Raw genomic sequence first — 24,179 nt, forward strand, 5'->3', positions numbered from 1 at the left:
AAATATCTTTTTTTCTCTTTTTTATTTACGTATCGTAATGAAAGCTGAAAAAAAGAGGATAAAAACTAAGATAAAAATGATTTTATCTAAAGGGGAACTTTTTCCTTGAGAACTGTTATCGCCATATTGTTCTGTAAAAGCGTCTACAACGCTTTTTTCAGAAGAAAATAAGATGCCTAAAATAATTAAAACAGCGACTGGATATACTACATAATTACTTGTTAATATTTGCATTTGACTAAAGGACATTATTATAAACCTCTTCTTTTAAAGAAACTAAAACTTTTAAAAACACATCATCAGCGTTTTGAATAGCGATAATTTCTAATTTTTCTCTTACTTCAATAGGAATTTCATCCACATCTTTTAAATTATCTTTAGGAATGAAAATTGTGTTAAGTCCGCTTCTATTAGCAGCGATAGCTTTTTCTTTCAAACCGCCAATCGGTAAAACAGAACCTCTTAGAGTTATTTCTCCCGTCATTCCTACATCTTTACGAACACATGTTTTTTTGATAGCTGAATAAATGGAAGTTGCGATAGTAACGCCTGCGGAAGGACCATCTTTAGGAATAGCGCCTTCTAAAAAGTTAATGTGGAAATCATTTTCATCAAAAATTTTATAATCAATGCCTAATTTTTCCGCATTAGCTTTTAAAAAGCTAAAAGCTGTAAAAGCACTTTCTTCAATAACTTTGCCTAAATGACCGGTAAGAACTAATTTACCCTTACCTTTGTAATAAGTCGCTTCTACTGGTAAAATATCTCCACCAAAAGAAGTATAAGCCAAACCATTAACCACGCCAATTTGAGGTTTTTCTTCCATTAATAAATGTTGGAAAATAACTTTACCTAAATATGTTTCGATGTTATTTTTATCGATTTTTACTTTTTCAACTTTATTGATTAAAATTTCTTTAACAGTTTTACGTATTAAATGAGCTATTTTCTTAGTTAAATTTCTCACGCCAGCCTCTTTAGTATAATGTCTGATGATATAAAGTAAGGTTAAATCGTCAATTTCGAATTGAGTTTCATCAATGCCGTGTTCTTTTAACTGTTTAGGCAATAAATGTTCTTTAGCGATAATTAATTTATCTTGTTCTGTATAAGAGCTTAGTTCAATCACTTCTAAACGATCTCTTAAAGGAGGAGCGATAGTGCTTAAATCGTTAGCAGTTGTGATAAATAAAACTTGCGATAAATCAAAAGGTTCAGATAAATAAAGATCGACGAAATTTTGGTTTTGTTTCGGATCAAGAACTTCTAATAAAGCTGAAGAAGGATCATGATGCGAATTAGTCACTAGTTTATCAATTTCATCTAATAAAAAGACTGGATTTCTCACGCCTGCATCTTTTAAACTGCTTAAAATACGCCCTGGCATAGCACCTACATAAGTTCTTCTATGTCCTCTTATTTCACTCTCTTCTTGCATACCACCTAAAGATTGTTTAACGAATTTACGCCCTAAAGCTTCAGCGATAGAAATAGCTAAAGTAGTTTTACCAACGCCAGGAGGACCTGATAAACAAAGAATAGTTTGAGCGTTTTTCTTAGTCATGATTTTGACTGCTGCGTATTCTACAATACGTTCTTTAGCCTTAGCTAACCCGTAATGGTTTTTTTCTAAAGTAGCTTGTATTTTTTCCAAGTCATTAACATCTTTACTTGTTTTTTGCCAAGGCAAAGCTACTAAAAAATCTAAATAATTACGAATAACAAAGGAATCAGCTACTGCTGAGGAGATAGATTGATAACGAGAAAGTTCTTGTAAAGCTTTTTCTTTAATTGTTTTAGGCATATTAGCGGAATTAATTTTTTTTCTTAATTCTTCAATTTCTTCTTCTTTTTTAACTTTATCGCCTAATTCGTTTTGAATAACACGTATTTTTTCTCTTAAATAAAATTCTTTTTGATTTTCATCAATACTACGTTTAACTTCTTCGTTAATTTTATTTTCTAACTCAACTACGTCTATTTTAACTCTAATGTCTTGCAAAATATAAACTAATCTTTTGTTTAAAGAAGGTTCTTTTAAATATTTATATTTTTCTTTTTCTTCTATTCTTAAAGCAAAAATAATTAAATCAGCTGCTTTTTCGGTTGTTACGCCGTTTTGTATTTGTTCTAAAAAACTATTTTCAGAAATTAATAAAAACTGACTTATATTTGAAGTAATTTGTTGAATGATTAATTTGATTAAAGTTTGTTCTTCTTGTAAATCGCCTAAAACTGTAGGAACATTCAGAAATTTAGCACTATATAAATTATCTTTTTTCGTTAATTTCTGTGTTTTAACACGATTTAAAATACGGAATTTAACTTTGTAAAGAAAATCATCAATTTTAATAGCAAGTAAAACTTTAGCTAAAACGCCGTGTTTTTCTATATCAGAAACTTTCGGTTTTTCATGTAAAAAATTTTTTTGCAATAAAATGACCACGTAAGGAGATTCAAGTAATTCTGATTGCTTAATAGCATTGATAGAAAAAGAGCGTCCTATTTCAATTCTAAAGTCATTAGAAGGAATGGGCACAACGTTTCTCACAATAACAACAGGCAATTCGTTAGGAATAATATCATCATCCATTTTTGCTTTATTTTTTTTATCGATTTTTTCTATTTTATCAATGTTTTCTTTTTTATTCATTTTATTCACCACTCATCCTTTTTTATGCGTGAAGTTAAATTAATATTATTTTGTTCATTTTTATTAAGATTATAAATTATATTATAATCTAAAAAAATTTTTTATTGTGAAAAAATAATTTATTTATTTTCTTTTGTTGTTTCTGGTCGGGAAACTTCTTTTTCTTCTTTAAAAGCAACTTTTTTAATTAACAAATCGCCAGCTTTAATTTGAGATAAACCGTTTTTGATGTTTTCCACAGCATAATTTTCTTTTAATTTATCGATAGGAATTTTATAATATGCGCTTATTTGTTGGTATCTGTGTTCTATCTCTTCTGGAGTAACTTGTATATTTTCTTTAGCCACTACTTCGTCTAATAAGAAATTAATTTGAACGTTTTTTAAAGCTTGTTCAGAAATGTTTTTTTCATATTCTTCTTCGTTAGAATGAGTCATTTTTAAATATTGTTCTAAATTCATGTTTTGTTCTTGCAGTTGAGAAGCAAATTGTTGTTTGATATTTTCTACTTCTGTTTGTACAAAATGTTGAGGAAGTGTTAAAGTAGAATTAGCGATTAAATATTCAAAAACTTTTTGTAGAACTTCGTTATTATATTCTGAATTGTTTTGGTTTTCTAAATGTTCTTTAATGTTTTTTTTCAACTCATCTACTGTTTCAATATTAGGTAATTTTAAATTTTTAATAGATTCATCCGTTACAACGAATTTTTGAGGAGTTTTTATTTCTTTTAAAAAGATTTGAAAAACCGCTTCTTTTCCAGCTAATTCTTTTTTACCATAATTTTCAGGAAAAACCACTTTTATATCTCTTTTTTCTTTTCTTTTCATTCCTAACATACCTGTTTCAAAACCAGGAATGAATTGATTAGAACCAATTTCTAAACTGTGATTTGTCGCTTCTCCACCTTCAAAAGGAGTGCCGTCCACAAAACCTTTAAAATCGAAAATAGCTACATCGCCCATTTCTAAAGGATTATCAGTTGTTTTTGGCGCTAATGTTTCGTTTTGTTTTAATAATAAATCCATTTGCGCTTGAACATCTTCATCAGTGACATTTTTTCTAAAATCATTTAATGTAATTTTTTGGTAATCACATATTTTTACTTCTGGTTTTAAAGCTATTTCTAAACCGAAACTAAAAGGTTTTTGTCTGTCTAATTTTTCAATATCAAAATCAACTAATTTAGATTCTCCTACAGTTTTAAATTCTTTATTAGTTAATATTTCTTGAAATTTTTCTACATATATGATGCCGAAAGCATCTTTATATAAAGCCGAATGGCCATAATGCTTGTCAAAAACTTTTTGGGAAACATGTCCTTTTCTAAAGCCTTTAATTTCTACTTTAGGTTGAATTTTGTCAAAAGCTTTTTTGATATAAGATTCGAATTCATTGACAGTCACGTCAAAGTGATATTGTACAAAATCGTTATTTTTTTTTTAATTTGCATGTTTTATTACCTATATTTTATAAATTTTTATTTATGTAATTATTAGAATGGGCTAATTTTGTTATTCTAATCATTACATTTTTATATCCTTTTTAGTTTATTTAAAATTAAAAATGAAGTTTCATAAAAGAAAATACATTATTTTTATAACTAATGCAAAGTTGATAAAAATAATGCTTTTGATAATTTTCTTTTTGAAGAATTCAAACAAATTTATATTTCAATTTAATTATACATTAATTATAAAATAAATAAAGAAAATAAAATTTATTTACTTTTCCTCTCTCTTTTTTGCGGAAAAAAGAAGTTAATAACGTGATATTTTTTTCACTTTTTTAAAGAAGAAAAAAAGGAAATAATCTCCTTTTTTGAACTAAAATAATCTTTTTTTTAATATTAATGAATTTTACTATCATAAAAATGATTAGTTTTTTCTTAAAAAAATTTAAACAACCAAATAAATTGTTTTTCCTTTCGGACTTATGTCTGTCGTAGATCACTTTTTGTTTAAAATTTTGATAAAAATAAGTGATTTTCAGAATTTTGCCATCAGCATCATATTCTATAAATCTTTGAACATTATTCTTTAAACTTTTAGAATCGAAAAAATATTTCCAAGAACGCATCAATTGTCCTTCTGAAGTGTATTCTAACACTTGAGAAAGTTGTTCATTGTCCGGGTGATAAATATTTTCTTGAATTAAACCTTCGTCCGGAAAATTAATTATTTTACCAATGGTTTTGCCTTGCAAGGAAAAAGTTTCCCCCTCGTATAAAACACCTTTTTTATTGTATTTGCGGATAAAATGTATCTGATCGCTATTTTGATAATTTTCTCTCACAGTTTTTAATTGTCCGTTAAGGTAAAAATTTTTATAAGAAAGAGCAAAAGTACCGTTTTGATGAAATTTTCTTTCTTGCGATAAAAAGCCGTTTTCGTCATATTGAGAAAAAGTCAAATATGTTTCACCGTTGACGGTTTCTGTTTTTATATTATTTTTTTCCTTTTTTCATCTGGAAAAAAATCTCCCTCTTCTTCTTGATAATGATGAACCTTTTTTACAGAAGACAGATCGTTAGAAACATTTTTACTATTTTTAGATGAGAAAGGAAAATAAGTAATCATGAAAAAGAAAAACATACCCAAAAGAAATATTTTGGTTATTCGTTGAAAAAATAATTTGTTAAACATCAGGCTTGCAAGCATACTTTCTATTTTGTTTTTTATAAAGCTGAATTAATAATATCAGCCACTTCTTGACCTATTTGTTGTGTATTTTTGCCTTTATATTCTTCATATTTAATATGAGGGTGAATGATTACTTCGATTTTTTTTCTTTTGAACCAAAATTTCTTTCTCATTTTATAAGCCCCTTTGAGAGTGATAGGAAGAATGTTTGCTTCGCCTTTAACAGCTATTTTATAAGCTCCATCTAAAGTACTGATGATTTTATCGTTTTTTTTGTTAACAACGCCACCTTCAGGAAAAATAAGCATAGCTAGTTCTTGTTTCACATTTTCAATCGCTTGGTTTAAGTTTTGTGCTGTTGCGCGAGGATTGTCTCTGACTATTTTTAAACAATGAATAGAATTAAAATAATAACTTAAAAACCAACCCCAACGACCTTTATACAAATCATCTTTAGGCGAGAAAGACATAGTTCTATCAATCGCACAAGCGATAATAAAAGGATCAAAATTAGTTTTATGATTAGAATAAATTACTAAATTCCCTTTATAAGGTATTAATTCTTGGTTATAAACTGTTACTTTAATACGGAAAAATCTAAGAATTAATTTAGAGATGCTAGCAACAACTTTCTGTTGAAAAGAGTTGTTAATTTTTAACCTTCTGTTAATAAACATCATAATAAAAAACACCAATAAAACCATAATCCAAGATAAGGCTACACTAGCGAAAAAACTTAAAAAATAACCTTCTATGCCGCATTTACAATACACAACAAAGGAAATATAAAAAGTTAAAAAAGATGTGACGAAAAATAAAGTAAACATTATTTAACTTTGCCTCCTTTTTGATAAGTAGCAAAAATCAATTCTTCTTGGATATCTTTTTCTATGAGTTGGTATTGGGCCAAGTCTACGTAAGGAAAAAAAGAATCCCCTTTATACCTTTTTAAGATATGAGTGATATATAAAACATCAGCATAAGGCAAGGATTGAGCATAAATTTGACTTCCGCCTATAATAAAAATATTTTCTTGCGAATTTTGATACTTTTTTAAAAAAGCGATTAAATCGTTGACAATAATTCCGTCTGATAAATTGCCTTGTTGAGAATTGCTAGCGATATAAGCGGTAGCAAAAGGCAAAGATTTATTGCGGTAATATTGTTTTAAAGAAAGATAGGTATTCCACCCCATTAAAACTTTTTTTTGGAAAGTTTTTTTTTAAAAAAAATCAGATCTTTAGGGTAATGCCAAGGTAAACTATTTTTATTTCCAATTAAAAATTAGAATCCAAGGCGGTAATCAAACTAATCATACTGCTACTTCTCCTTTTAAAGATGGATGATAATGATAATTTTCTAATTTAAAATCTTCAAAGCAGAAATCTTCAATGTTTTTTACCTGAGGGTTTAAAAGCATTTGAGGTAGTTTTTTTGGTATACGCTTTCTTTGAATATTGATTTGTTCCAAATGGTTGTGGTAAATATGTGCATCACCTAAAGTATGAATAAATTCATAAGCTTCTAAACCGGTCACTTGTGCCACCATCATCAATAACAAAGAATATGAAGCGATATTAAAAGGGATGCCTAGAAAAACATCACCACTACGTTGAAACAATTGTAAAGAAATTTTGCCTTTATTGACATAAAACTGCATTAAGACATGACAAGGAGGTAAAACCATTTCGTCTACCAAAGGCGGATTCCAAGCTGAAACAATTAAACGACGTGAATTAGGGTTTTTTTTATTTCTTGAATGGTTTTTTGCAATTGATCTATTCCGGCAAAATCACGCCATTGTTTTCCATAAACAGGTCCTAAATCCCCATGTTTTTCTGCAAATTGAGCATTTTTTTTAATTTTATCAATAAATTCTTTCTGACTTTCGCCTTGAAAATCTGACGATTGACAAAATTTTTGATAAGGCCATTCATTCCAAATATTAACATTATTTATTGCTAAGTAACGAATGTTAGTATCTCCTTTGATAAACCATAATAATTCATGAATAATAGATCTTAAATGAACTTTTTTAGTAGTAACCAAAGGAAAACCTTCCTCTAAATTAAAACGCATTTGATAACCAAAAATACTTTGAGTAACGAATTTAGTGCGATTTTTGCGCACTTCTCCTTTTGCTACAATCCAATTGCATAATTCTAAATATTGTTTCATATGAATCAAATTACCTTTTTTCATTTTGAGAAGTATTTTTTAATATTAAAAAAATTAAACTTTTGGGAATATATTTATTTTTGTTCATCTTTTAAAGAAAAGATTTAATCCGATTAAATGTTTTATTTAAAAGATGTTTTGTTATAAAGCGATAAAAAAAGTTCAAAAATAATCAAGAGATTTTTTTTTAACATTAGAAAAATATTTATTAATTTGGCGGAGGAGAAGGGATTCGAACCCTCGCATCTTTTCAGATCTACGCGCTTTCCAAGCGAGCCTCTTAAACCACTTGAGTACCCCTCCGATAATTTTTACTACTTCAACATTTAAGTAAAGTCAAAGTGGTAAAAAGGTTTGAAAAAAAATTAGTTGTTTTGTTTTAAAGCCACAACATCTCGAGCTATAGCTATTTCTTCGTTAGTAGGGATAACCATTACTTTAACTGAAGATTCAGGTGTAGAAATGACTCTTTCTCCTGGCAGTCGTTGATTGTTTAAATCTTGATCTAAATAAATATTTAAAACCTCTAAACGTTTAACAACTTCTCTGCGGAAGAAAGAAGAATTTTCACCTATTCCGGCTGTAAAAATTAAAGCATCAGCACCTTTCAGTAAAACATAATAACTAGCGATATAATCAACAACTCTTTTGATTTGAATTTCAAAAGCTAATAAAGCTCTTTTGTTGTTTTTTTGAATCATGTTTTCTAAATCGCGTCCGTCATTAGAAATGCCTGAAACACCTAATAAACCGGATTTTTTATTTAATTCATTAATCACTTCTTTAGCTGTTTTATTTTCTTTATCAGCGATAAAAGTAACAATATTAGGATCTACATTGCCACTACGCGTTCCCATCGGTACGCCTTCTAAAGGAGTGAAGCCCATGGAAGTATCTACGGATTTACCATTTTCAATAGCAGTTAAAGAAACGCCGTTGCCAGCATGACAAACTATTAATTTTAAGTTAGGTTTTTGGAAAATTTCTTGTGCTTTTTGGGAGATATATTGATAAGAGATGCCATGAAAACCGTATTTTCTAATTTTATATTTTTGATACCATTCATAAGGCGTCGCATATAAAAAGTTTTGTTCTTGCATAGTTTGATGGAAATTAGTGTCAAACACACCTACTTGTAAAGTTTGTGGCAAAACTTTTTTAAAAACTTTAATGCTTAAAAGATTAGCAGGATTGTGAAGAGGAGCTAAATTATTTAAACTTTCAACTTGTTTAATGTTTTCCTCTGTTAAAACAACAGAATTTTTAAAATATTCTCCACCTTGAACAATTCTGTGCCCTACTCCATCAATTTCATCTAGCATTTTGATGAAGTTTTTTTCAATTAAATATTCTAACAACATTTCTACCGCTTGTTTGTGGTCCGAAATAGGAACAATTTGTTCTTGTTTGTGTCCTGGTGTTTTAATTTTAAAAATAGTATTCGTATTGCCTATTCTTTCAAATAAACCGTCACAAAGAACTTCTTCATTTTTCATATTTAATAATTGAAATTTTAAAGAAGAACTACCTGCATTAACAGACATGATTTTCATAATATATTTTTCTCCTTTTTATATTTTTTTCTAACATATTAGTTGGAAATATTTTCGTCAAAAACTTTTTTAATTTTATTCAAATTATAATTAAATTAAGCAACCTTTTTTATTTTAACATATAAAAATATTAAAAATGTATTTTTGAAGTAAAATTAATCTTTTATTTCCTGAAAATATCTATTATTGAATTACTTTGGAACAATAAAAAACATTTATGTTACGCAGCGAAGGAATTAAAAATAAAATAGATGGATAATTGTTAAATTTATTTTTTTCCCATTAAACGTCTTTTAGAATAAATGATTATAGTTTACCTTTCACCTTGGAGTGATTATCGTTTAAAAAAGAAAAAAACTAAACTGTTGCGACAAATAAAACAGTTTAGTTTTGGGATTTTTAAAAATTAATTGACTATAGACTATAAAATAGATATTGTATAAAAAACAGGATAAAAGATGCTAGCGATAATAACCACTAAATCTCCACCAATACGAGTAGAAATTTGCGCATAAGGCATCAATTCGAAGGAATCTGATGCTTCTAAAATAGCTAAATTACCTACCCCACCAATACTGTTAGCACAAAGTCCACCAGCAATAGAAGCTTGTACTGGGTAATAACCCATTTTGTTTCCGACAATAGCAGACGTTAATGCGGTTGTTAATACGGTTAAAACAGAAACAATGAAAAAGTTAATATTACTTACGTTTTTTATCACTGCATTAATATCTATCGTTACCCCGATAACAACTAAAATAGCGGAAGATAAGTTATTAGTCACTAATTTAGACGCTTGTTCAATACTTTTAACGAAACGATCAGAAATAATGTCAAACACTTTGAAAACTAAAACTAAAACCACTAAGAAAATAATAGTTGGTGGAATTAAATTTTTAGCACTTGGTATTAAACATGCAAGAAGAGAACGGGTTAAAGCACTTACAGCGTATAAAGCGAAAATAGCTACAAAACCAGTTTTGATTTGTTCAAAAGTAATTTTGTTTTCTTCTTTTTTAACTTCTGCCGTATTTGCTTCTGCATTAGGAACAAAAGAAGGCAAAAGTTCTTTTTCTAATGAACCAGTTGGGCTGCTGAATTTACTTTTGCCAAATATTTTTTTAATTAATCCACTAAACATAACGCTTACTATACCGCCAATCAATAAAGCAGTTATTATGTGCGCTGTAAACAATGCTTGAACAGTCGTTCCATCGGCACCGCCTACAATCTCTTTTCCTTTTCTTTGGGAAAAAATAGTAGATAGAGGAATGATGCCGCAAGTCAGACCACCGCTAGCAATAGGGACAAAAATATAAAATAAAGCATTTAAAGCACCGTTTTTGTCTTGCCCACTACCACCAAGACGATCAATACCACCTATAGGGTTTAAAAACCAACCGGCTATACCGACAAATGTAGCTGAAACGATTAAAGAAATAACTACTAAAGATAAAAATTTAAGACCATTTCTTTTCAACATTTCTTTGTCAATTCCTAAAAGGCTCCCAACCACTAAAGAAGCAACAAACATTTCAGAAAAACCGATAGCACCGTTAAAGGTTTTTATATTATCTCTAAAAGCTTGTTGAAACAAATTGAATCGGAATTTATCGTTTAAAAATGTACAATTATAATTGAAAATAAAAGCAGGCACTAATAAGCTTAAAATAGCTCCACCGCCAATATCTTTTAAAATAGGAGTTTTTTTACCTATTACTTTAAATAATTCAGCTACAACCATAGCGATTAATAAAACACCAATTAAATTGTGCCATTTTATTACGCCTTTGTCAACTGTGTCAACTTTTTCCACGCTAAAAGAAAAGCCTAAATAAGCTATGGAAATAGCTAAAATAATTAAAATTAAATAAAGAGGGAAACCTAAAATAGTTATTGGTTTTTTAGAACTTGGAAACGAAATATTTTTTTCAGAATTTTGTGTTTGCATCAATATTTTATATTCTTCTTTCTTAAATTTTTTTATAATTATTTTTTATATTTAATGACTAAAATATTTCAACTTTTTTAATTGTTTCTAATTAAGGACTAAAAATATTTTTAATAATCGTTATTTATAACTATTATTAAACGATTAATTGATCTATCAAATGAGAGACAAAATCAAAAACTGTTGCTGGAGATTGAGAAGTAACAAAATTACCGCTCACAACTGTTGGAATTTCACTTGTATAATTGCCAACAATATATTTCTCATAACCAGGATAACAAGTAAATTGATGATTTTCTAATAAATTAAGCTTCCCTAAGAAAGATGGCGCTGCACAAATAGCTCCAATAATTTTGTTTCTATCGGCAAAATGTTTAATAATATCTAAAATAATTTGTAAGTCACGAACGTTTTCATCTAATAATTTTTTTACATATGGACCACCTGGAAGAATTAAAAAATCATAATTATCATAATTAACTTGATCAATATACATATCTGCTTTAACTTGAAGTTTTTGCGATGAAAAAACATTTAAAGATTCGTTTAATGTCAAAGTAGTAACATCTAAATTTGTTTTTTTCAGTAAAGCTCTTGTTACTAAAGCTTCACAATCTTCAAAACCATTATATAAAACTAATAAACCTTTCATAATTCTTATTCAATCTTAAATATCATTATCTTTTAAAAATAAAAATACTTAACAAAATTGATTCTCCTTTTTTATATAAATTTGCAAAAAAATTTATCTTGTTTACTATTAAATTTTATCATTAATTTATAATTATTTTTTATATTTTTTTCTTATTAATGAAATTTTGTTAAATTTCTTCTGATGGTAAAATTTATTTTATCTTTGTTTAAAACTGAGAAACGATCTTTTTGAGGCGTATTGGTTCTAAGGAAGAAAAAAATATTTTTTTATCAATAAAAAAAGACTTTAATTTATAAAGTCTTTTGGTTATGAAGCAAAAAAACTTTTACTTATTAAAAAAAATATCTAGGACGGTATTTATTTTTTTTAATTGGTTCATAATAAGCGACCCAATTTTCTTTTTTATCTAAAACCAAGAAAGGTTCATCAGTTATAATCTGTCTTTCGTCTAAATAAACACCGTTTTGTACCAATCTAACGAAATAATCGTTTAAAAGGATTTGTTTATGATTTTGAAATAAGATTTTAACATCGTTTAAATCTTCTAAACTAACCTCATCAATTGTTTTAGCGTGTTTCCAATTATAAGAACCAATTTGGGTTCTTGTTAAAGATTGTAAAGAACCGTAAGTATTCATTTTTTCCCCAATATCTCTCGCCAAGCCTCTAATATAGGTTCCTTTGGAAACATTAGTCACGAATTTTATTTGATCGTTTTTCAACGCTGAAACCATCTCTAAATGATATATTTTAACTTTTCTAGGAGCAACATCTATCTCGATGTTTTTCCTCGCTAAATCATATAATTTCCCCCCTTTAACTTTAATGGCGGAATAAAGAGGAGGTTTTTGTAGATATTGTTTTTGATCGAAAAAACGAAAACTTTCTTGTATCATTTCATTAGTCAAAGGTATTTCTTTTTGAGCGGTTAAAGTACCAGTTATATCTAAAGTGTCGTATTGTTTATTAAAAATCATACTCCCCTGATAACCTTTATTTAAATGTTCAAACAAAAAAGCTAATTTAGTTGCTCGATTGATTAAAACGATTAAAAGTCCTTTTGCCATAGGATCTAAAATCCCTGTATGACCCGTTTTAGCAAAATTAAATTTTTTTTTGATTTTATAAACGACATCATGCGATGTCATATTAGGTTCTTTATTTATTAAAAAAAATCCATCCATATTTCATTATTAAACACTGCTTTCTTTTTTATCAAAAACAATTATGCATTATTTTCTAAAAAAGATTTTAATTCTTCTGAAGAACAATAGCCTATTCTTCTTTTGATTTCTTTCCTGTTTTTATAAAAAATTAAAGTAGGGAAAGTATTTACTTTATTTTCTTTCGTTATTTTCGGATGTTGATCAATATCGATTTTAACTAAAGAAATATTTTTATTTTTGGCAAAATATTCATCTAAAACAGGCATTAATTTTTGACAAGGATAACACCAAGAAGCGTAAAAATATACTAAAACTAATTCTTGTTGATTAATTAACTGTTGAAAATCTATTTTTGGTGTAGTGTTGTCTGACATTTGTGTATAACCTTTCTAAATTATATTTAAAATTATTTTCTAATTGATATCATAAAATGATATTCATTATTATTATATTACATTGTCTCTTTTAAAAAAATATTTACTCCTTAAAGAAACATATTTTCTAGATATAAAAAACATTAAAAAAGACCTTTTTAAAAATAAGGTCTAAATAAAAATTTGTTGTAATTATTTATTTGCGATAACATCAATTGGCTTTTTGCGCGATAATTTGTAAATTGGAAGAGCAATAGAAAGGAATGTTAAAGCGTAAACAAATAAATATTCCACTCCTAAAATCAACCAAAATCTAAGTGTTGCTATTATTGAAAAAACTGTAAACCTTGCTCCTACTAACAAATGGAAAGCTAAAATTAATATATTGATGGTTGTTGCGTAAATAAATCCTTCAGATAAAAATATTTTAGAAACTGTTGAACCTCGCGCTCCTAAAGCTCTTAAAGAACCAATTTCTTTCTTTTTCAATTTAATGCTGGCGTTGAAATACATGTATATCATCATAAAGGCAATAAGACTCATAACTATTAAAACAATAATTAAACCTATGCGAGCCAAATAAAACTGTTCTTTTAAAGTGTCATATTTTTGTTCAAGCTGCAAATTTACACTTTCTTCAATTTGTTTTTTCATTGCAGGATTCGCATTTGCATAACCTGTAATTGTAACTAAGATAAGTTTCCGTAATGCTTCTTTAAAAGAAATAAAAGTTTCTACAATGAATGCAAAAATAGTCGCCGCCCAAGAAACAATGAGTGCCGAAAACACTAATGAAACTTTTTTATTTTTGAAAGCAGAAGCTCCCATTTTAAAAGCTTTTTTCCAAGGTAGTTGACTTGAAACATTTTTCAACGTTACTGGTTGTTCTTCTAAAAGAACTTCTTGTGTTGGCACAAATCCTTCTCTATGAGCGTTTTTAGCTTGATCTTGAATTTGTTGAATTATGTCTTCGTTTAAAACTTGTCCTTGAGTGAACTTAGGTTGCTTAGTTTTAACTAAGTTTCGGTCTTTAGTTAAATCTTCTATAATTTGACCATCTTTTAATTCGATCACACGGTCTCCATATTTAAAAGCACTTTCAACATCGTGAGAAATTATAAGAATTAATTTATCTTGTGATAATTTTTTTAAAATATTAAAAATTTGTTCGCCAGTTTTTGAATCCAGGTTCCCTGTTGGTTCATCCGCTAAAATAATCTCCGGATTTTTAACCAAAGCACGAGCGATGGCTATTCTTTGTTTTTGTCCGCCTGATAATTCGTTAATTTTTCTTTCTTCATAACCTAAAAGTTCCATTTCTTTTAATAAGTTATAAATTAGTTTATTGTCCGGTTTTTGGCCCTGAAGCTCATTAGCTAAAGCGATATTTTCATAAACATTCATACTTTCTATTAAATTAAATTCTTGGAAAATAAAGCCTAAAACGCCGTTTCGATAGTCGTCTAAATCATTTTGTTTTAATTCTTTTATAGAAAACTTATTAATTAATATATCTCCACTATCACACTTATCGAGTCCTCCCAACAAGTTTAAAAGAGTCGATTTGCCCGATCCTGATTTTCCTAAAATAAAGATTAAACCTTTATTTGGCAATTTTAAAAAGATATTATTTAAACCTATTGTAGATACGCCGGTTTTAGTAACAAAACCCTTATTAATTTTGATTAACTCAAACATTTTTAAATCCTTTTCTTTCTAAAAAAAATAAATTGAACTAGTTCTTTTTTTAATTTTGTAAAATTGAAAGGTTAAAAGTTGACTAGTTTACTTTGATTTTCTCTTCATAAATTCATTTTAACACAAAAGAAAACCTTTTTGACAAAAATAAAGCCCCTTTATTTGAATAAAAAAACGCCCATTAATTTTAAAAAAAGACCTTCGAAAATCTTTATTATTCTTTATTCTTATCTTTTTCGTCAAATAAAGGTTTATAAAAATTTCTTTTACCTACAGCTGATAAGGGTTCTGAAAATTCTCCCGATGGAGTTTTTTCTAAAAGCTCTCCCAAAGCGGTTAATTTAGCGTCTATATCGTCTAAATGCCATAATAAAAGCGCTTCACTAGTTTGAGGTCTTTTAGGGGCTCCATATTCTAAAAAACCGTGATGGGAAATTAATAAATGTTTTAATAATGTTACTTCTTCTTTATCTTGATAACCTAAATTCAGCGCTTCTTCGTGAATGTTGTTAGAACCTAACACTAAATGACCTAATAAAGAACCTTTTTTTAAATATTTTTTTTGGGAAAAATCGAATTCTTCTATTTTGGCCATATCATGTAAAATAATTCCAGCATACAATAAATCAACGTTTAAAAAAGAATGAATTCGTACGAAAGATTCAGCTGATTTTAACATATTAGTTGTGTGATAACCTAATCCGCCATAATAATTATGATGCGTTTTTAAAGCTGCCGGCCAAATTAAAAAAGAAGTTTTATTTTTCAAATATAAATTAGTCGTGATTTCTTTTAATATTTTATTTTGAATTTTATCTAAATAAGTTTGAATTATTTCATCCACTAAAGCGAACGAAATAGGAGAACAATTAAAAAAATGCGAATAAAGTTCATAAGTTGGTTGATAATCTAATACATTCTCTATTAAAGTATAATCTTGACAAATAAAAACCGTATCTTCTTTTTTTTCAGCACAAATAACCGTAAAAAGATAAATCTTATCTTTAATAGGAGGAGTATATTGAGGTTCTAATTTAATGTTAACGCATTTTCCTTCAGGTAAAGAAATAGTCGTATTATAGAAGTCTTCTCCTTGGTTGATGCCAGTTACTTTCCCTATTAATTGATATTTTTGACCAATTTTTTTTTCTTTTAAAATATTGCTTTGATTTTTATACATCTTTTTTCCTCTTTTTAATTCATTTATAAAAAAACCTTTATAAGTTAATTTTTTCATACTTTTTTTATTCACTATTTATTTAAATTTAATTTTTTTTTATTTGTTGATTTAAAGAAGAATGTTGTTGAGTGTCGTATTCTGATAAGAGATAATGTTGTTTTTGATACCAAAAAGCTATTTGTTGAAATAAGGTTTTTTCTTCTGACTTAAAAGGGTAATCATTGATAATTTTTGGCTCTAAAAGAAAAGCTAAACTAAAAAATAATTCGTAAGTAAAATGGTTTATTTTCTTTTCTAAGGCGAAAAGAACGATTTTTTTAAAATTAGTTAACACTTCAAGAGCGTTATTATCTCGGAAAGAACGAAACGCTTTGGTAAGATTTTTCTGTTTTAAAATTTTTTCCATTCTTTTAATAAAGTTTGCGGTTTTATTTTTGCCAATAAAAAAATATTTTCTTTTAAAACTTTTTCGTTTCAACTTCCAGATCAAAATTCAATTTAGCTTGTAGATAAAAAATCCTCATCATCCTTAAAGCATCTTCTGTGAATTTTTGATACGGATCACCTACTGTTCTAATCAGTTTTTTAGCTAAATCCTGCCTTCCATTAACATAATCGATAATTTCATCATCTTCATTTAATAGTAAGCTATTTATAGTGAAATCACGTCTCATAAGATCTATTTTAATATCAGAGATAAAAGATATTTCTGAAGGATAACGATGTGAGAGGTATTTCCCTTCTTTGCGATAAGTAGTGATTTCAAAAGAATGACCTTCCCAAAAAATTTTTAAAGAACCATATTTCAAACCAGTAGGAACAGAAGGAAATAATTTTTGCACCACAGAAGGATGAGCGTTAGTAGTAATATCTACATCAGAAAAAGACACATTTAACAATAAATCTCTCACTGCTCCACCAACAATAAAAGCTTCAAAGTGGTTTTGTTTTAAAATTTTTAAAACTTTTTGAGCTGTCTTTATTTTATCTATTTGTTTATGATTAACTTTCATAAAAGTCTCTTTTAGATTATTTTTTTGAATTTTATAAATCTTGTAAAATAATCCCTACTCCAACAACATTATTGCCGACATGAGCGCCTAAAGAAGGAGATGAAGGCATTTCTAAAATATTAGTTAAATTTAGTTCTTTTTCTAAAGCGACTCTAAAATCTTTTCTTAATCCAGGGTTTCCAGTAAAGGGCAAATACAGAAGATATTTTCTACCTTTAGTATAATCTTTAATTTGGTTAATAATATAATCAAAAGCTTTTTCGGTAGAGAAAGTTTTTTGTACCATCACTATTTGACCTTTGTCGTTTAGTTGTAAAATAGGTTTAACCCTAAAAAATCTTCCTAAAAAACCTTTTGTTTTAGTTAAACGACCATTTTGGATTAATTGAGTTAAAGAATTAACAACAAAAAAGATCGTATTATTGGCTTTTATTTTATCTAAATGTTGAATAACTTCCGAAACAGAAGCCCCTTGTTTAAATAAACGTAGCCCTTCCAGAGCGAAATAGCCTTCCGAAAAACCAACTGTATTAGTGTTATAAGGAATCACTTCAATTTCGTCTTTCACTATTTTTTGTGCTTGAACGACGCCATTATAAGTACCGCTCAATTGGGCAGAAATAGTAGTCACTAAAACCCTTTTATAACCTTGTTGAGCTAATTTTTTAAAATAATTTACCAATTCGCCTACTGAAATTTGAGATGTTTTAGGCACTAATTTCGGATTTTTATTTAAAATTTCGTAAAATTCATAAGCACTTAAATTTTCTCCGTCTATATATTCTTTACCATCAATATAAATTTTAATCCTTATTAAATCAATTTCACCAGCTTCAGAATAATAATCTAAACAACTAGTCGAAGTAGAAACTACTTTTGTATTCATATTTCTTTTTGTCCTCTAATGTACTTTAAATTTAAACATAAATTATTTTATATCAACATTATAACAAAAAAAAGATACAAAACCATGATTTAAGAATCTCTATTAGAAAGGGTTGTCCAACGAATAAACAATTATCTTAATTTATGAGCTTTATTTATCAATAATTAGAAACTTTCTAACTTAACGAATTTTTTAAAAACTATTTTGTCCCTTTTTTCATTAATAAAAAAGAATGAAAAAAAATTGATTCAATTTATCCCAAAAACAATAAAAATATATTATAATTGAGTTAGTTAATTCTATTTCTAATAATTTATTTCTCAAAAGATTCGAAAAGTAATGGTACAAAAAAATCATGAAAAAAAATAATCATTCTCCAATAAAAAATATTTTTAAAATTATTGTTACTGTTTTCTATTACGTTATTTTATTCTTAGTTGTTTTAATGATGTTATTTAATGTTTTTGGATCATTAGCTACCACTTTGAAATATTTTCGTTTTAGTTTATCTAAAGTGCCGACGCCAAGCATGTACCCAACTATCAAACCGGGAGATTATGTTTTGATTAAATATATATCAGACGAAGATAAGGAAAAATTAAAACCATCTAGCAAAGGTAAAAAAGATGGAGATATCATTGTTTTTGAACCTAGCGGGAAACAAGCAGATGGCACAACGTCAGATATTTCAGATTTGCAAAAAAAAGGTGCTCGATATGTTATCCATAGAGTTGTTAAAAACGAGATCAACGAAAGAAATACCAAAGACAAAGATAAAACATTAATAACGACCAAAGGAGATAACGAAGCGACTAATAAGGAATCTGCGGATTATGAAACAAATTTACGATATGAGGATATTAGAGCTAAACACGTGCTTATTATTCCCGAATTTTATGTTTATTTTGTCTTTTTTGTAGTCTTGATCTTATTTATGTTTGATTTATATTTATCCTATATAAGGGACTATGGCAAAGAAGAGGAAAAAGAATAAAAATACCATTAATTAAAAGAATTGGGATAAAATAATATTGTGTGGAAAACCATCATAGAACAAGAAAAACAAAAAAAATATTTTCACAAAATATCGCTTTTTTTAGAAGAAGAATATAACCAAGGCAAAGAAATTTTTCCTCCTCAAAAAAATATTTTTAATGCTTTTGAATTCACCCCTTGGGAGAAAGTAAAAGTAGTTATTTTAGGACAAGATCCTTATCCCGGCGTTAATCAAGCTCATGGCTTGTCTTTTAGTGTTTTAAACGATAAAACGCCCGCTAGTTTAAGAAATATTTTTAAAGAGTTGAAAAATGATTTATCTTTAGAAACAAAGACAAACAATTTGTCTAATTGGGCTTTTCAAGGAGTTTTATTATTAAACGCTATTTTAACGGTAGAAAAAGGAAAACCTTTAAGTCATAGTTATATCGGTTGGCAAAGTTTTACTAAAAATATTTTAAAAACTTTAAACCGCAAAGAAAAGATTGTCTATATTTTATGGGGTAAATTCGCACAAACTTTTGAACCATACATTGATGCGGAAAAAAATTATATTATTAAAAGTCCCCATCCTTCGCCCCTTTCAGCTCATAGAGGATTTTTCGATTCTCAACCTTTTTCTAAAACAAACCAATATTTAGCGCAAAATAAAATTCCTATTATTGATTGGTCTTTAACTTAAAAATAAAAACAAGATAGCTAAATCGATCAATTAAATCATTCTTTTTCCAAGGAAAAATAAGAGGTTTTTAATGTCTGAAAATCACACTTTTAAATTAAATTTAGAACAAATAAAAAGTCTGCAAAAAAAATACCAAAAAGACATGATTTCGCATAATAATCCTACCGTTATGGCGGTTATTAAAAAAAACAATGTTAAAATTACTTTTTTTAAAACAGGAACTTGTTTGCTTCAAGGTAAAAATATTCAAACAGAAATTGCTTTTATTCAAGAAAAATTGAATTTTCCCCAGCAAACAAACCTTCCTTTGTCTAATCCTCCTTCCCAGACTTTATCTTCTGAATCTTCTCCCCGCCTTATTAAAGAGAGTCTTTTAGCAAAAACAAATAACATTGGTTTGGACGAAGTAGGAACAGGCGATGTTTTCGGTCCGGTTGTGGTATGTGCTGTTTTAATAAGAAAAGAAGAGATGTCTTTTTTACAAGAAATAGGCATTCAAGATTCTAAAAAATTATCTTCTCAACAAATTTTGAACATAGCTCCTTTAGTGATGCGAAAAGTACCTTATCGTGTGCAAATCCTTTCTCCTCAAGAATACAACCTTTTAATTCAAAACAATAATTTGAATAAAATCAAAGCTTTATTGCATAACAATAATCTTTTAAAATTTTTAAAGGAATTGCCGAATCCAAAATACCCTGTTATTTTAGATCAATTTGCTTCTCCTAAAAATTATTTCGCTTATTTAGCCAACGAAAAAGAAGTTTTCCGCAATCTTCTTTTGGAAACCCAAGCTGAATCTAAATATTTAAGCGTTGCTTTGGCTTCTATTATCGCTAGATATGTTTTTTTACAAGAAATCAAAACTTTAAATAAATCCCTACAAATAGAGTTAAAATTAGGTGCTTCTAAGTTAGTGGATGAACAAATTAAGTGGATTTATCAAAACAAAGGTTTAGAGGTTTTAAAAAATATTTCTAAAAATAATTTTAGAAATATCAGAACTTATTTAAAATAACGTTATCTTATAAATAATAGTTATTCTTTTAAAAAAATAGAAGAAAAAAGAGGTTTTTTAATTATGTCTACTATATTTACTAAAATTATTCGCCGAGAAATTCCTGGTTATATTTTATATGAAGATGATTTAGTGGTCGCTTTTTTAGATGTTTCGCAAAACACTAAAGGGCATACATTAGTGGCGACTAAAGAGGAATATGCGAATATACACGCAGTTCCGACAGAGATCTTAAAACATTTATTTGGAGTAGTCCAACAAATGAGTCACGTTTTAGTTCAAACCTTTAACGCTGAAGGAATCAATTTATTAAACAATAACGGCGCAATAGCCGGTCAAACAGTTTTTCATTTTCACGTACATTTATTGCCGCGTTATAACGAAAAAGAGCTGATAATTGACACTGTTAATCATATGAACCAATTGACTAAAACAGATTATCAAGAAATTCAAAACAGTATTTTACAAAACTGGCATAAATAAATTTTTTTTGTTAAAATAAAAAATATGATTAAATAACCTTTTTTAATTATTTAAAAAAAATTCCCAAGAAAGGAGGATAGCATAAAAATGAATTGGCCAACTAAAAAAGTAGAACGACAAACAATAGGTGAAGAAATCGCTAACGCGATATCACACGGCATAATGGTTCCTTTCAGTATTTTTATTTTTTATTTTTTTCATAAATGTTCTTTACATGGTAAAGATCACAGTCGTATTCCTTTATTCGCTTTTATTGTGACTATGATGATCCTTTATTCTATGAGTTCTTTATATCACGCTTTAGCTTTTACTAAAGCTAAAAAAATATTCAAAAGATTAGATCATATAAGTATTTATTTATTGATTTGGGGCAGTTTCTTCCCTTTTTTATTTTTAAAATTAGAACAAGAGTTGTTTTCTATCAGCAGTCTTAAAGTGACAAAAGGTTGGATCTTTTTCTTGATCCAAACCATAGTGGTTTTTATAGGAATGTCTTTTAAAATCTTGAGTTTCGATAAAGGCGAAAAATTACATTTGTTTTTATTTTTAATCTTAGGTTGGAGTGGTCTTTTTTTAATCCATTCTCTTTGGCATTTGAAAACGAGTTTGTTGTTTTTGGTCTTAGGTGGAGTCGCTTACAGCGCAGGAGTTATTTTTTATAATAATTCCTATAAGAAATATTACCATTTTATTTGGCATCTTTTCGTTAATGCTGGTAATCTTTTACATGTTGTAGCTATCCATTATATGTTAGAAAAATTGTAAAGTTAACCATAAATATTAACAAATAATAGAATTTTACTATATAAATGCAAAAATTAAGAATATCAAATCTATTTAAACAATTAAAAAAAAACGACCTCTTTAAATAAGAGGTCTTTTTTTGTTGATATTAAAGGGCGTTTGTTGCATTTTTTATATAACTTTTCTGGATTTCTTTAACTGGTGAATCATAAGCATGTTTTTTTAGAGGTTGTTTTGATCTTCTTTTACAGGGATCACCCTTTTTATATTCGATCAATTCGGAAGCATTGTTTTTGTCTTCGTTAAGGTTAATAACCGATTTATGATTCTTTCGATTTGGTTTTTGTACATTATAAACACCATAATAAGTAGTTTCTATTTTTTAGTATGGATAAGGATAAAACGCCTCAGAACCATAAAAATATTCTTTTTCCGTAATCCTATAACTTTTATCAGAGGGAAATATATTGATAATAAATAAATTTCTTTATTAGTTAAACTAAATTCACTTTTATCCTCTAGGTTCTTCATCGATATTTTTTTCAATATATGGCATTTCAAGCAAACGATCAGTTCCTAAAAAAAGGCACAGTTGGAGGAGGGGTAAAACTAAGATAAGGTAATTTATAAGATACTAAAGTGATTTGATGATTATTAACTTTAAAACCTTTCCAAAACCCTTCATCTTGAAAGAGTAGGTGATAAGTGAATAAAGTTGTTTTTCTATTTAAATAAAATTTAAACAAAAGGAGATTTAAATGTCTGGATATACAGCTTATGAATTAATAAGCCGCTGGATTTATAATTAAAGAATTATAAGACCGCAACCGTCTTTAAACTAAAAATAAGAAGAATAAAAAATGTTAAACAAAGTTTAATTAATCGGTCGAATTGCACATGATTTAGAAAAACAATACATTATAACACAGTAATAACAAAAAAATCCCTAAAATAGATTTTCACTTAGCTGTTAATCAACCCAAAGAAAAAGTAGATTTTATTCTTTGTGTTGTTTTTAAAACACAAGTTGAAAACTGTCACAAATATTTACATAAAGGATCTAAAATTTATCTAGAAGGAACATTATCTATCCAAAAATACACCAACAACGAAGGTCAAAAGAAAACAAATACAAAAGTGATCGTACATAAAATCATCTTTTTAGATAATAAACCTCAAACTAGATAATTTACCATTTTAAAACAACATATTATTACATACTCATTTTCAAGTAGGTAAGAAAATAGAACCTCGGCGGAGGTTCTATTCCTGTAATAACAGTATCTTTTTTTGACCGTTATTTTTATTTTAAAATAAAAGAACATTAATATTGAACATCTTAACTTTTCAAAAGAAAACAGGACAGAAACAAATAATCTAAAGTTTTATCAACTTATTTTAAAAAAATAAAAATATAATAACATTAGTGATATTGATTATTATTTATTAATTTTAAAATATAATTAATTTTTTTAAATATTATTATAATATGTGTAAATAATAAATTTTATTTTTTTTTATTTCTTCATTTGATAATTTATTATTATAAACTCTAATGAAAAAAATCAAAAAAATAATAAAAAAAACAGTTTTTGAATTGGTTAAACAATTTAATCAAAAACTAAATTTAACAACCATTTTAAAAACTATTAAAATGAAAAGAAGCACTTATTATTGGTTAAAAATTCAAAACAAATTAAAATTAAAAAAGAAGTTAAAAATTACAACAAAAACGCATTGCATCTTTATGTAAAATGCATGAATATTTCTTAGGGTATAGAAAAATAAGTGATTTATAGCAAAAAATTTTTAATGAAACTATTACTAAGAAAAAAGTTTATCTCATTATGAAAGAAAAAGTTATTTGTCGTTGTTTAAGGATTAAAAAAATAAATACCATTATCGTTCTTTAAAAAAAGATTTAAACATAGTTCCTAATTTAATCAAGCCAGACTTTAAAACAAAACAAACAATGCAAAAACTATTCACTGACATCTACTTATTTTAAAACTTAACAAAGTTTTTTATATTTTTCATGTATTATTGATTCTTTTAATAACCGAATTATCGCTTCTAATATTTTCAAAAAAACAAAATAAAGAATTAGTTTTAAATATTATCAAACAATTATCTCTATTTGGAACAATCAATGGCTTTTAAATAAATTAAACTATCTTTCACCTATCCAATATGAACAAAATTTAAGATAAATTATTTAAAAATATCCCTTTAAACTAGAACTTTGAAAAAAAGGTAACTTTTTGTCGCCTTTTTAAAAAATTAGTTATTATTAATAATAAAAATTAA

At 27.3% G+C, this 24,179-nt stretch carries 22 protein-coding genes, 1 tRNA gene and 3 pseudogenes; 7 read left to right on the forward strand and 19 right to left on the reverse strand.

The window, feature by feature from the left end; translation table 11 throughout:
* Positions 1-21: 21 nt before the first annotated feature.
* The 19 genes and pseudogenes from CPX_RS01035 to CPX_RS01115 form a co-directional block, all read right to left on the reverse strand.
* Positions 22-249 (reverse strand): hypothetical protein, encoded by a 228-nt coding sequence (locus CPX_RS01035; protein WP_017191558.1) that lies wholly within the window; start codon positions 247-249, stop codon positions 22-24.
* Positions 239-2,653, reverse strand: coding sequence for an endopeptidase La (lon, locus tag CPX_RS01040; protein ID WP_017191557.1), 2,415 nt, complete (start codon positions 2,651-2,653; stop codon positions 239-241). The genes CPX_RS01035 and lon overlap by 11 nt, the downstream gene beginning before the upstream one ends.
* Before the next feature lie 119 nt (positions 2,654-2,772).
* Positions 2,773-4,059, reverse strand: a complete 1,287-nt coding sequence (gene tig / locus CPX_RS01045) for a trigger factor (protein ID WP_053521392.1) — start codon at positions 4,057-4,059, stop codon at positions 2,773-2,775.
* A gap of 382 nt (positions 4,060-4,441) precedes the next feature.
* Complete coding sequence (locus CPX_RS01050; protein WP_235443189.1) at positions 4,442-5,065, reverse strand: hypothetical protein; 624 nt, start codon at positions 5,063-5,065, stop codon at positions 4,442-4,444.
* Between the two features lie 29 nt (positions 5,066-5,094).
* The gene (locus CPX_RS03220; protein ID WP_235443190.1) at positions 5,095-5,232 is read right to left on the reverse strand and encodes a hypothetical protein; all 138 of its coding nucleotides are present in this window, start codon (positions 5,230-5,232) and stop codon (positions 5,095-5,097) included.
* 98 nt (positions 5,233-5,330) lie between these two features.
* Positions 5,331-6,122, reverse strand: a complete 792-nt coding sequence (locus CPX_RS01055) for a lysophospholipid acyltransferase family protein (protein ID WP_053521393.1) — start codon at positions 6,120-6,122, stop codon at positions 5,331-5,333.
* On the reverse strand, positions 6,122-6,490 hold the full coding sequence (locus CPX_RS01060; protein ID WP_235443191.1) for a dihydrofolate reductase: 369 nt from the start codon (positions 6,488-6,490) through the stop codon (positions 6,122-6,124). Before CPX_RS01060 ends, CPX_RS01055 begins: the two co-directional genes overlap by 1 nt.
* A gap of 117 nt (positions 6,491-6,607) precedes the next feature.
* Positions 6,608-7,473: pseudogene (locus CPX_RS01065) on the reverse strand (thymidylate synthase).
* Positions 7,474-7,687: 214 nt separating this feature from the next.
* A tRNA-Ser gene (locus tag CPX_RS01070) sits at positions 7,688-7,776 on the reverse strand.
* A 62-nt stretch (positions 7,777-7,838) separates the two neighbouring features.
* Entirely contained in the window at positions 7,839-9,026 is a 1,188-nt protein-coding gene (locus tag CPX_RS01075; protein WP_017191651.1) for an acetate kinase, read from the reverse strand.
* 421 nt (positions 9,027-9,447) lie between these two features.
* Positions 9,448-10,977 (reverse strand): 2-hydroxycarboxylate transporter family protein, encoded by a 1,530-nt coding sequence (locus tag CPX_RS01080; RefSeq protein ID WP_053521394.1) that lies wholly within the window; start codon positions 10,975-10,977, stop codon positions 9,448-9,450.
* 136 nt (positions 10,978-11,113) lie between these two features.
* Entirely contained in the window at positions 11,114-11,629 is a 516-nt protein-coding gene (locus tag CPX_RS01085) for a DJ-1/PfpI family protein (protein WP_017191653.1), read from the reverse strand.
* 335 nt (positions 11,630-11,964) lie between these two features.
* Entirely contained in the window at positions 11,965-12,816 is an 852-nt protein-coding gene (gene truB / locus CPX_RS01090; protein ID WP_053521395.1) for a tRNA pseudouridine(55) synthase TruB, read from the reverse strand.
* A gap of 41 nt (positions 12,817-12,857) precedes the next feature.
* Positions 12,858-13,172, reverse strand: a complete 315-nt coding sequence (locus tag CPX_RS01095) for a thioredoxin family protein (protein WP_053521396.1) — start codon at positions 13,170-13,172, stop codon at positions 12,858-12,860.
* 192 nt (positions 13,173-13,364) lie between these two features.
* Complete coding sequence (locus CPX_RS01100) at positions 13,365-14,870, reverse strand: ABC transporter ATP-binding protein/permease (protein WP_053521397.1); 1,506 nt, start codon at positions 14,868-14,870, stop codon at positions 13,365-13,367.
* Positions 14,871-15,084: 214 nt separating this feature from the next.
* The gene (locus CPX_RS01105) at positions 15,085-16,107 is read right to left on the reverse strand and encodes an HD domain-containing protein (protein WP_053521398.1); all 1,023 of its coding nucleotides are present in this window, start codon (positions 16,105-16,107) and stop codon (positions 15,085-15,087) included.
* Positions 16,108-16,135: 28 nt separating this feature from the next.
* A complete protein-coding gene (locus CPX_RS03225; protein WP_235443192.1) occupies positions 16,136-16,456 on the reverse strand; it encodes a hypothetical protein in 321 nt (106 codons plus the stop codon).
* A 52-nt stretch (positions 16,457-16,508) separates the two neighbouring features.
* Positions 16,509-17,063, reverse strand: coding sequence for a hypothetical protein (locus tag CPX_RS03230; RefSeq protein WP_235443193.1), 555 nt, complete (start codon positions 17,061-17,063; stop codon positions 16,509-16,511).
* Between the two features lie 31 nt (positions 17,064-17,094).
* Positions 17,095-17,949 (reverse strand): DegV family protein, encoded by an 855-nt coding sequence (locus CPX_RS01115; protein ID WP_053521399.1) that lies wholly within the window; start codon positions 17,947-17,949, stop codon positions 17,095-17,097.
* A gap of 355 nt (positions 17,950-18,304) precedes the next feature.
* Between CPX_RS01115 and CPX_RS01120 the strand changes: the two genes are divergently transcribed.
* The 7 genes and pseudogenes from CPX_RS01120 to CPX_RS03555 form a co-directional block, all read left to right on the forward strand.
* Complete coding sequence (locus CPX_RS01120; protein WP_053521400.1) at positions 18,305-18,943, forward strand: S26 family signal peptidase; 639 nt, start codon at positions 18,305-18,307, stop codon at positions 18,941-18,943.
* 39 nt (positions 18,944-18,982) lie between these two features.
* A complete protein-coding gene (locus tag CPX_RS01125) occupies positions 18,983-19,627 on the forward strand; it encodes a uracil-DNA glycosylase (protein WP_053521401.1) in 645 nt (214 codons plus the stop codon).
* Between the two features lie 70 nt (positions 19,628-19,697).
* A complete protein-coding gene (gene rnhC, locus CPX_RS01130) occupies positions 19,698-20,645 on the forward strand; it encodes a ribonuclease HIII (protein ID WP_053521402.1) in 948 nt (315 codons plus the stop codon).
* A 63-nt stretch (positions 20,646-20,708) separates the two neighbouring features.
* Positions 20,709-21,128 carry an HIT family protein gene (locus tag CPX_RS01135; protein WP_053521403.1) on the forward strand — a complete coding sequence of 140 codons (420 nt, stop codon included), beginning with the start codon at positions 20,709-20,711 and terminating at the stop codon, positions 21,126-21,128.
* 87 nt (positions 21,129-21,215) lie between these two features.
* Positions 21,216-21,893: a PAQR family membrane homeostasis protein TrhA gene (gene trhA, locus CPX_RS01140; RefSeq protein ID WP_053521404.1), complete on the forward strand. Its 678-nt coding sequence runs from the start codon at positions 21,216-21,218 to the stop codon at positions 21,891-21,893.
* Between the two features lie 860 nt (positions 21,894-22,753).
* Positions 22,754-23,073, forward strand: a pseudogene (locus CPX_RS02880) (single-stranded DNA-binding protein).
* Positions 23,074-23,427: 354 nt separating this feature from the next.
* Positions 23,428-24,002, forward strand: a pseudogene (locus CPX_RS03555) (transposase family protein); the annotation flags it as partial.
* Between the last annotated feature and the right edge of the window lie 177 nt (positions 24,003-24,179).

Source organism: Candidatus Phytoplasma pruni, from assembly GCF_001277135.1.
Lineage (GTDB): Bacteria > Bacillota_I > Bacilli_A > Acholeplasmatales > Acholeplasmataceae > Phytoplasma > Phytoplasma pruni.

Excerpts from the sequence above, each read along its gene's own strand:
- CPX_RS01035 (WP_017191558.1), bottom strand. The coding sequence starts at position 249 with ATGTCCTTTAGTCAAATGCAAATATTAACAAGTAATTATGTAGTATAT.
- lon (WP_017191557.1), bottom strand. The coding sequence starts at position 2,653 with ATGAATAAAAAAGAAAACATTGATAAAATAGAAAAAATCGATAAAAAA.
- CPX_RS03220 (WP_235443190.1), bottom strand. The coding sequence starts at position 5,232 with ATGATTACTTATTTTCCTTTCTCATCTAAAAATAGTAAAAATGTTTCT.
- CPX_RS01055 (WP_053521393.1), bottom strand. The coding sequence starts at position 6,122 with ATGTTTACTTTATTTTTCGTCACATCTTTTTTAACTTTTTATATTTCC.
- CPX_RS01060 (WP_235443191.1), bottom strand. The coding sequence starts at position 6,490 with ATGGGGTGGAATACCTATCTTTCTTTAAAACAATATTACCGCAATAAA.
- CPX_RS01075 (WP_017191651.1), bottom strand. The coding sequence starts at position 9,026 with ATGAAAATCATGTCTGTTAATGCAGGTAGTTCTTCTTTAAAATTTCAA.
- CPX_RS01080 (WP_053521394.1), bottom strand. The coding sequence starts at position 10,977 with ATGCAAACACAAAATTCTGAAAAAAATATTTCGTTTCCAAGTTCTAAA.
- CPX_RS01085 (WP_017191653.1), bottom strand. The coding sequence starts at position 11,629 with ATGAAAGGTTTATTAGTTTTATATAATGGTTTTGAAGATTGTGAAGCT.
- truB (WP_053521395.1), bottom strand. The coding sequence starts at position 12,816 with ATGGATGGATTTTTTTTAATAAATAAAGAACCTAATATGACATCGCAT.
- CPX_RS01095 (WP_053521396.1), bottom strand. The coding sequence starts at position 13,172 with ATGTCAGACAACACTACACCAAAAATAGATTTTCAACAGTTAATTAAT.
- CPX_RS01100 (WP_053521397.1), bottom strand. The coding sequence starts at position 14,870 with ATGTTTGAGTTAATCAAAATTAATAAGGGTTTTGTTACTAAAACCGGC.
- CPX_RS01105 (WP_053521398.1), bottom strand. The coding sequence starts at position 16,107 with ATGAAAAAATTAACTTATAAAGGTTTTTTTATAAATGAATTAAAAAGA.
- CPX_RS03225 (WP_235443192.1), bottom strand. The coding sequence starts at position 16,456 with ATGGAAAAAATTTTAAAACAGAAAAATCTTACCAAAGCGTTTCGTTCT.
- CPX_RS03230 (WP_235443193.1), bottom strand. The coding sequence starts at position 17,063 with ATGAAAGTTAATCATAAACAAATAGATAAAATAAAGACAGCTCAAAAA.
- CPX_RS01115 (WP_053521399.1), bottom strand. The coding sequence starts at position 17,949 with ATGAATACAAAAGTAGTTTCTACTTCGACTAGTTGTTTAGATTATTAT.
- CPX_RS01120 (WP_053521400.1), top strand. The coding sequence starts at position 18,305 with ATGAAAAAAAATAATCATTCTCCAATAAAAAATATTTTTAAAATTATT.
- rnhC (WP_053521402.1), top strand. The coding sequence starts at position 19,698 with ATGTCTGAAAATCACACTTTTAAATTAAATTTAGAACAAATAAAAAGT.
- CPX_RS01135 (WP_053521403.1), top strand. The coding sequence starts at position 20,709 with ATGTCTACTATATTTACTAAAATTATTCGCCGAGAAATTCCTGGTTAT.
- trhA (WP_053521404.1), top strand. The coding sequence starts at position 21,216 with ATGAATTGGCCAACTAAAAAAGTAGAACGACAAACAATAGGTGAAGAA.